Origin of the sequence: Streptomyces malaysiensis subsp. samsunensis, from assembly GCF_024519315.1 — a bacterium.
Classification (GTDB): Bacteria; Actinomycetota; Actinomycetes; order Streptomycetales; family Streptomycetaceae; genus Streptomyces; species Streptomyces malaysiensis.
In genome coordinates this window covers 1-7,510 of the sequence record NZ_JANIIC010000140.1, presented here as the reverse complement: position 1 = coordinate 7,510, position 7,510 = coordinate 1, and the positions used below count along the sequence as shown (strand labels likewise).

At 68.0% G+C, this 7,510-nt stretch carries 8 protein-coding genes and 3 pseudogenes; 8 read left to right on the top strand and 3 right to left on the bottom strand.

The features are described 5' to 3' along the window. Positions 1-74: 74 nt before the first annotated feature. From NQU54_RS47685 to NQU54_RS47670, 4 genes are all read left to right on the top strand, one after another. Entirely contained in the window at positions 75-518 is a 444-nt protein-coding gene (locus NQU54_RS47685) for an Rrf2 family transcriptional regulator (protein WP_257636509.1), read from the top strand. A gap of 176 nt (positions 519-694) precedes the next feature. Further along, the gene (locus NQU54_RS47680) at positions 695-1,936 is read left to right on the top strand and encodes an amidohydrolase family protein (protein ID WP_372506431.1); all 1,242 of its coding nucleotides are present in this window, start codon (positions 695-697) and stop codon (positions 1,934-1,936) included. Positions 1,937-1,992: 56 nt separating this feature from the next. After that, positions 1,993-2,862 carry an SDR family oxidoreductase gene (locus NQU54_RS47675; protein ID WP_257636507.1) on the top strand — a complete coding sequence of 290 codons (870 nt, stop codon included), beginning with the start codon at positions 1,993-1,995 and terminating at the stop codon, positions 2,860-2,862. A 45-nt stretch (positions 2,863-2,907) separates the two neighbouring features. After that, positions 2,908-3,096 carry a hypothetical protein gene (locus NQU54_RS47670; RefSeq protein ID WP_257636506.1) on the top strand — a complete coding sequence of 63 codons (189 nt, stop codon included), beginning with the start codon at positions 2,908-2,910 and terminating at the stop codon, positions 3,094-3,096. A gap of 246 nt (positions 3,097-3,342) precedes the next feature. On the opposite strand, the pseudogene NQU54_RS50485 reads toward NQU54_RS47670, so the two are convergent. The 3 genes and pseudogenes from NQU54_RS50485 to NQU54_RS50630 form a co-directional block, all read right to left on the bottom strand. Next, positions 3,343-3,447, bottom strand: a pseudogene (locus NQU54_RS50485) (hypothetical protein); the annotation flags it as partial. An 87-nt stretch (positions 3,448-3,534) separates the two neighbouring features. After that, a complete protein-coding gene (locus tag NQU54_RS47665; RefSeq protein ID WP_257636505.1) occupies positions 3,535-3,810 on the bottom strand; it encodes a DUF4158 domain-containing protein in 276 nt (91 codons plus the stop codon). Positions 3,811-3,925: 115 nt separating this feature from the next. After that, a pseudogene (locus tag NQU54_RS50630) lies at positions 3,926-4,120 on the bottom strand (recombinase family protein); the annotation flags it as partial. 573 nt (positions 4,121-4,693) lie between these two features. Between NQU54_RS50630 and NQU54_RS47660 the strand changes: the two are divergent. The 4 genes and pseudogenes from NQU54_RS47660 to NQU54_RS49640 all read left to right on the top strand — a co-directional run. Then, positions 4,694-5,428, top strand: coding sequence for a TnsA-like heteromeric transposase endonuclease subunit (locus tag NQU54_RS47660; RefSeq protein ID WP_257636504.1), 735 nt, complete (start codon positions 4,694-4,696; stop codon positions 5,426-5,428). Next, a complete protein-coding gene (locus NQU54_RS49650; RefSeq protein ID WP_306279850.1) occupies positions 5,425-6,813 on the top strand; it encodes a hypothetical protein in 1,389 nt (462 codons plus the stop codon). Before NQU54_RS47660 ends, NQU54_RS49650 begins: the two co-directional genes overlap by 4 nt. A 31-nt stretch (positions 6,814-6,844) precedes the next feature. After that, a complete protein-coding gene (locus NQU54_RS49645; protein WP_306279849.1) occupies positions 6,845-7,075 on the top strand; it encodes a hypothetical protein in 231 nt (76 codons plus the stop codon). Beyond that, positions 7,026-7,510: pseudogene (locus tag NQU54_RS49640) on the top strand (integrase); the annotation flags it as partial. The gene NQU54_RS49645 and the pseudogene NQU54_RS49640, both read left to right, overlap by 50 nt.

Sequence of the window (7,510 nt, the reverse complement as noted above, 5' to 3'; positions counted from 1 at the left end):
GGCAACTCGGTTGATTATCGATCCAACTGAAACTGCTATGGTTGCAGTTAGCCGATGACAGTAAGGAGTAGCAGATGGCGGGGCTCAGCGGTAGGAGCGCGGTCGCGATTCACGCGCTCGCAATGCTGGCCAACCGGCGTGGGGGCTCGCTGACTTCCGCCGAGATCGCGGAAAGCCTTGACAGCAATCCGGTCCTCGTACGGCGCGTTCTCGGCCGCCTGCGGGACGCTGATCTGGTGTGGTCCACCGAGGGTCGATCGGGGGGCTGGTCCCTCGCTCGCACCCCGCGGGACATCACGCTCTACGACGCGTACGCGGCCGTCGAGGACGGGCAGGTCTTCTCGCGGCATGCCCATCCGCCCAGCGTCGCGTGCGAGATCGGACGCGACATCGGCGACCTGCTTGACGTCGAGTTCCGGAGCGCGGAACGAGCTCTGGAGGAGCAACTCGGCAGGACGACGATCGCCGGCCTGCTGGAGCGGATACTGGCCTCCGGCAACGAACCGAGGCGTCACTGATCAGGCACACATACGCACCCTGCGCCATGACGCACAACTTAACTGTAACTGGTTTAGTCACAGTTTTTCCGGGGGCGCTCCGGGACCCTCTCAGCTCCCGATGTCAGCGGCTCCACGATCCATCCGCGTGCACCACAGCCCGAACACCCACTCAGAACGCACCAGGAGTGAGAGCAGTGCCCCAGAAATCCGAAGCACCAGCGAGCACCGAAGCCCGCGGCCCTGCGACCTACGACCTCGTGATCAGTCGCGCACATGTCTTCGACGGCCGCCAGGCGCTCGCCGGTCTGTATGACGTCGCCATCAACGGCGGAGAGATCGCTTCCGTCTCGGCCGAGCCGCTCAGGGGCGGACAGGAGGTGGATGCGGCCGAAGGATGGGTGATGCCGGGCCTGATCGACACTCATATCCACTTCTACGACGTGCGCGCGGTCTCCGATCCGGATTCGATGCGGGCCTTCGAGGAGAACGAGCTTCCCGGAAGGCTCGGGCTGTTCCTCGACCACGGGATCACCACCATCAAGTCGGTGGGCGATCCGACGGGCGGAATTCTGGACACGCGGGCGAAAATCGCCGCGGGCGCGCTGCGGGGACCGCGACTGCTGGCGACCGGTTGCGGTATCACCGGACGCGACGGGCATCCCGCCGCCACTGTCTTCAGCGGCAACCCCTGGGCGCGCGAGCGCTTCACGGGAGAGGTCGACAGCGTGCAGCAGATCCGCGACCTGGTGCACCATCTCGCCGACCGCAAGGTGGACGCGATCAAACTCTTGTCGGAAGGCGCGTGCGCACACTCCGGCGGGCCGAAGTACCTCTGGCAGAACCCTGCCTTTCCGGATGCCGTCGAGTTGGAACGGCTTCCCCTCGATCTCCTTCGGGCGGGCATCGAGACCGGGCATGAGCGGGGCCTTCGGGTTACCGTCCACACCACCCAGCAAGCCGCAGCACGCGAGGCGATCAAGGCCGGGGCGGACGGCCTGGAGCACGGTGTCACCGTCGAGCCCCTCACCGACCACTCGCTCATCGATCTGATGCTCGAACATGACATCACCTACACGCCCACACTTTGGATCGACGATGCTCACCCGGACGCCCGCGGCAATCTCAAGAAGGTCGCCGAGGCCGGCGTGCACATCGCACTGGGCAGCGACACCTTCAGCGGTCGGGGCCTGTTCGGAGCCAACACTCTCGAAGAGGCCGAACTCATGGTGGCGGCCGGGCTGACGCCCACCCAGGTGCTCGCCGCAGGCACCAGCGGCGCGTCGCGGCAGTGTGTCCGCCCCGACCTCGGCACGGTGACCCCCGGTAAGCGCGCCGACCTGCTCGTGCTGAACGCTGATCCCACTGCGGACGTCGGCAACCTTCGCGACCTCAGCACAGTGATCCTGAACGGCCGCCTCGTCGTCGACAAGCGCTAGGCGCACGCGTGGCGGGACGTCCTCCCACCGCTTCACCCCGCGGGAGAAAACCACCCATGAAAACCTGGTTCATCACCGGCATCAGTAGCGGCTTCGGCCGCCTGATGACGGAAAAGCTGCTCACTACCGGCGATCGTGTCGCTGGCACACTTCGGGACCTCTCAGCCGCCGACGACCTCAAGGCGCAATACGGCGACCGGCTGTGGCTCGCCGCTCTCGACCTGACACATACCGGCGAGATCCGGCCGACGGCCGACGCCGCCTGGGCCGCGATGGGCCACATCGACGTGGTCGTCAGCAACGCCGGCTACGGGCTGCTGGGCGCCGCCGAGGAGGTAACCGACGAGCAGGTCCGCCACCAGATCAACACCAATTTGATCGGATCAATCCAGCTCGTTCGCGCGGTCCTTCCCCACATGCGCGAGCAGGGTCACGGCCGCATCCTCCAGGTCTCCAGCCTCGGAGGCCAGGTGACGATTCCCGGCAGCTCGCTCTATCACGCAACGAAGTGGGGCATCGAAGGGTTCATGGAGACGGTTGCGCAGGAGGTGGCAGTGTTCGGGATCGGCTGCACGATCGTCGAACCCGGCAGCGCGCGCACCGGCTTCCGTAACAGGAGCGCGAGAGTCGGGCCCCGTATCCCCGCCTATGACGCCTCACCCTCCCGCAGGATCAATGACATCCTCGACGACACCTCGCTCCACTCGCCGGGCGACCCAGGCAAGATGGTCGACGCAATGATCGCCAGCGTCGTTGAAGAACCCGCCCCGCTGCGCCTCACTCTGGGCAGCGACAGCTACCAGCACATCACCCGCGCGCTGAGCACTCGCCTGGCCCAGCTCCAGGCACAACGCGACCTGGCCTGCTCGACCGACTGCGCAGACCGGGGAAACAGCCCGCGCTTCTTCCAATCGGACGAAAGCTGACTCGCAGGCAGGGCTGAGAATGCTCACGCCCTGCGTCTCGGTCGCATGAGCAAGGCACTGATCGACGAGAAGGCGGTGACAGCAACGCAGAACGCGTTCGAACTCGGCCGCGAACCGCGCTCGCCGCCGCGACCACTTCATCCAACGACAGCCGACGAGCTGATGATCCCCGTCGCCCAGATCGAGTTCGTCAGGTTCGATCTCAAGCACGCCGAGACCGAGCCGACCACCTGACGCGACAGCGCACCACGAATAAGCGGCGTCCGAAGCCATAAGAGGTGGCTTCGGACGCCGCTTCGACTGTACAGGCGCAGGTACCGCGTTCTCCGCGACGGATCGCTCGGCCTGGTCGGCCTGGGCCCGGGGGCCCGGTACGGAAGCCGCGGCGAGGTGGAGGCGGGCGCCCATATCGAGGTTCACCTCACCGTAGGACCGGACGTGGGACCAGAACAGCGGGGTCAGGCCGCGCCGGTCGGCGGGTGTGAGGAGATCCGCCCACTCCGGTTCGCCGAGGATGTCTTGGAGCATCAGGGTGTTCACGTACACCAGGGCCGATTGCAGAATCCGCAGGCACAGCACGAACATCTCCTGCTCGTCGCGCCGGGTGGAAGCGATCTCCCACCCTTGCCGTAGGCGATCACGCAGTTCGCGCCGTTGGAGGACTCATCACGTTCAGGCCCTCCTCGATCTCCCGCTGAAGGTCCCGCAGTCGCAGATAGCGGGCAGCTCGGCGGCGGGTACCTGCACCTGCCGGGCGACGAACTCCACCGCCTCGCCCGGCAACTCGAACCGGCCCCGGGGAAACCGGCCGTACTGCGTATAGAACTTCAGCAACACGGCGAAGCCCAGTCGCGTCGCACCGCGCTTGCCGGACACGAGCCCCTGCTCGTCCTTCAACAGCGTCCAGTGCTCGACCAGGTCGCCCAGGTCCAAAGGGGTACGGGCCACGGTTGTCGATCGTCCTCTCGGGGCCTCACCCCGCGCAGTTGTACGACCCCGGACTCACCCACACGGGTGACACCCCTCGCAAGGTCACCGCCGTTTGCGGCTGGTGACAGCGTTCTTACCGGCACCCGAGTTCCTGCTGGGCGGTGCTGCACCTCGCGTAGCCAACCCTCGTGGGCTTCGTGGTGGCCCCCGGCGCGGCGGCGTCGATGGCCGGGCCCCTCTCCCACACGCGGCCGGGGCCGCGGTCGGCGGGGGTACGGACTTCGAGCTCGGCGCGGAGCTGGGGGACGAGCATGAAGCGGGGGGTGTGGTACTTCGGGGCGACCTTGCCGCCGCGGGTGCGGCAGGTGCTTCCGGCGGCACTTCACAGGTCGGGCAGTCGAACTGTTCGACGGCGGCGGCTGGTTCGGCAAGGTCTGGCATGTCGCAGAACCTATCGCGAGGGGCTTTGCGCGAAGGCTGTTTTGCGAGAGGTTATGCGAACGAAGATCGGGGGCAAAGCGGACATGATCCGATGGGGGGCCGTGGTCTCTCAGGACTACTCATTTCTGCGAGTACGAAGCACGATCACTAACGGCGAGACGTGCTCGTACGTCAAGGCTCGTGTCCCGTCTCAGGTGATCCCGTCTCTTTCTCACGGTGTCTTGTCGGATTCGCTGCTGGTCTCATCTGGCGGTGTCCGTGCGGGCTGACGTGACGCGACGAGTCTCACTGGGTCGTGTCCGCCGTACTGGTTTGTCTCCGCGGTTCGTGTTCGCGGGGCCGTTCCGTCTCACATGACTTTCGCCCGTGAGGGCGGTTTGGGGCGGTTTCCCTGGCCGTCTCCGCTGTTGCTGTGGCTCCCTCGTGATCAGCGTCCGTACAGCGCGGAGGGGGTGTCGAGGTGGCTTTGCCTGAGGGGCCCGAGGCGTTCGAGGTCGAGTACGTCGATGCTGATGGCGTACGCCGTCGGGTTGGGCTGGCCGAGAGCTGGACGGAGCCGTTCGGGCGGCTGCCGCCGGTTCGTACGGTGCGGACTTATCCGGGGCAGAAGTCGGTGACACGGCAGTACTGGGCCGCGACGACGCTGGGTCCGCTACTGGTGGAGTCGCATCTTGAGCGGCACCACGCGATGTTGCTGGACTTCGATCCGCAGGTGAGGGGGCTGGCTGCCCAGCCGTTCCGGCTGTTCTGGTCCACTCGCCGGGGGCGTCGCGGGCACGTGCCGGACTTCTTTGCCCGCCGCGCGGACGGGGAGGGCCTGGTGGTCGACGTCCGGCCGGACGACCGCATTGAGCCGGATGACGCGGAGGCGTTCGCGGCGACCGCGCGGGCTTGTGAGCTGGCCGGATGGCGGTTTGCGCGGGTCGGGGCGGTGGATGCGGTGCTGCTGGCGAATGTGAAGTGGCTGGCGGGTTACCGCCATCCCCGCTACGACCGGCCGGAGCTGCGGCAGGCCCTGCTGGAGGTGTTCGCCGCTCCTGAATCGCTGCTCGCGGGGGCGGGCAGGGTCGGCGACCGGCTGGTCGTGTTACCTGTCCTCTACCACCTGCTCTGGCGACGGCTCCTGCATGTCGACCTGGACAAGGGGATGTTGGGACCCGACAGCATGGTCGAACCGGCGGAGCGGGTTCGGTGAGCGCGGTCCGGCGGCCTCCCGTGGTCCGGCCCGGGGACCGGGTGCGGTTCGACGGCGCGGTGCACACGGTCGTGGGCATCAGCGGGATGCTGGTGCGGCTCGCGGACGGGCTGGGGCAGTCCAGCGCGATGCATCTGCCGACGCTGATGACTGCGCCCGGCTTCGAGGTGGTCGGCTCCGGACCGGGTCGGCTGCTGCCGCCTGGGCTGCTGGACGGGCTGGAGGCCGGTCTGGCGGAGAAGGCCCTGTGGTGGCACCGGCACATGACCGAGGTCCTGACCGGAATGGCTCCGGACGCCCCGGCGGGCACAGCCCCGCGGCCCGAGTACGACCCGGCCTCCCGGTCGCTGGCCGACCGGGAGACGGCCAAGGCCGCTGAGCTGTCGGCGGAGTTGGGGCACCCGGTGAGCCGTCACACGGTGCGGCGCCGCCGCCAGCGCTACCAGAAACGCGGAGTGCTGGGCATGGTGGACGGGCGTCACGCTCCGCGCCGTCCGGCACGAGGGCAGGTGGACCCCAGAGTCGTGGACGAGCTGCGGAAGCTGATGAACCAGGCCGCGGACGGCTCGACCCGCACCGTCAGCTACTACTTCACACGGGTCGGGCGGGCGGTGAAGGGGTTGGACGGGCCGCCGGTTACGATGCCGTCGCGGGCGACGTTCTACCGCCTGTTCAACCGGTTGGAAGCAGGGCGGCACACGACCGGTTCGGCCCGCACCCGCCGCTCGCTGGCAAGCCAGCCCGACGGGGCCTTCGACCAGGTCACGGTCTGCCGGCCGGGCGAGCTTATGGAGATTGATTCCACGCCGTTCGACGTGCTGGTGCGGCTGGACAACGGGGTGGTGGACCGGTGCGAGCTGGTCGGCATGGTCGATGTCGCCACCCGGTCGATCACGGCGGCGGTGCTGCGGCCGACGACGAAGTCGGTGGATGCGGCCCTGTTGTTGGCCCGTTCGGTGACTCCGGCGCCGATGCGTCCGGGCTGGCCGGAGGCTTTGCGGATGGAGCACTCCGCGCTGCCCTACCAGCGGCTGCTGTCGGTGGATGACCGGCTGCGGCACGCGGCGGCGGTCCCTCTGATCATCCCGGAGGCGATCGTGGTGGACGGCGGGAAGGCGTTCTTGTCGAGGAACTTCCATACTGCCTGCAACGCGTTCGGCACCGAGGTGATCCACGCGCCGCCGCACTCCGACCCACAAGCCCCATATCGAAAGAACTCTGGGCTCGGCAGCCTCATTGCTCGCTCAGTTCATCAGCGGGTACACCGGCCGCTCGGCCGAGCACCGGGGCCGCAAGGTCGAGGACGCGCCGTTGTGGTCGCTGCACCAGCTCCAGGAACTTCTCGAAGAGTGGATCAGTTCGTGCTGGCAGGCCAGGGCCCATGACGGGCTGCGGGACCCGCTGGCGCCGGGACGGATGTTCTCCCCGAACGAGAAGTACGCGGCGCTGGTGGAGACGGCCGGCTATCTGCCGCTCGCGCTGAGCGCGGAGGACTATCTGGAACTGCTGCCGACCCGCTGGCAGGCCGTCAACTCCTACGGGCATCAAGGTCAACCACCGCATCTACGACTGCGACGAGCTGAACGGACTGCGCCGGGTGAAGTCCGGGATCACCGAGCGGAAGAACCGGTGGGAGGTCCGTCATGACCCCTACGACATCCGGCTTCTCTGGCTGCGCGATCACCACGAGGGCCGCTGGATCACCGTCCCCTGGCGGTTGCTGTCGACCACCGCCACGCCCTTCGGGGAACTCGCCTGGGACCACGAGGTGCGCAACCTGCGCGAGCGGGGCGGCCCGGTCATTGAGGACGCCGTTGCCGAGGCGGTCAACGACCTCCTGGAGCGAGCGGGCACCGGTCCGGAGGAAGCCGCCCCGGCCAAGCCGGTCCGCCGCGGCCGAAACCGCGGGCCGAAGGTCGCCGCTCGCACCCGGGCAACCGCCCAGCCCGCCTGGCCCCGCCCCGGCCCTCCCGAGCCAGCTGTCCCGCAGACGGCCGACGACGGGACCGAGACCGATGAGGATGCCTGTGAGCCGATTGCCGACGTCGTGCCGCTGAGGGTCTTTGACGCCCGTGAGGAGGG

Bases quoted from the DNA above. Each gene is read 5' to 3' on its own strand.
- NQU54_RS47675 (WP_257636507.1), top strand. From the start codon at position 1,993: ATGAAAACCTGGTTCATCACCGGCATCAGTAGCGGCTTCGGCCGCCTG.
- NQU54_RS49645 (WP_306279849.1), top strand. From the start codon at position 6,845: ATGTTCTCCCCGAACGAGAAGTACGCGGCGCTGGTGGAGACGGCCGGC.
- NQU54_RS47685 (WP_257636509.1), top strand. From the start codon at position 75: ATGGCGGGGCTCAGCGGTAGGAGCGCGGTCGCGATTCACGCGCTCGCA.
- NQU54_RS47670 (WP_257636506.1), top strand. From the start codon at position 2,908: ATGAGCAAGGCACTGATCGACGAGAAGGCGGTGACAGCAACGCAGAAC.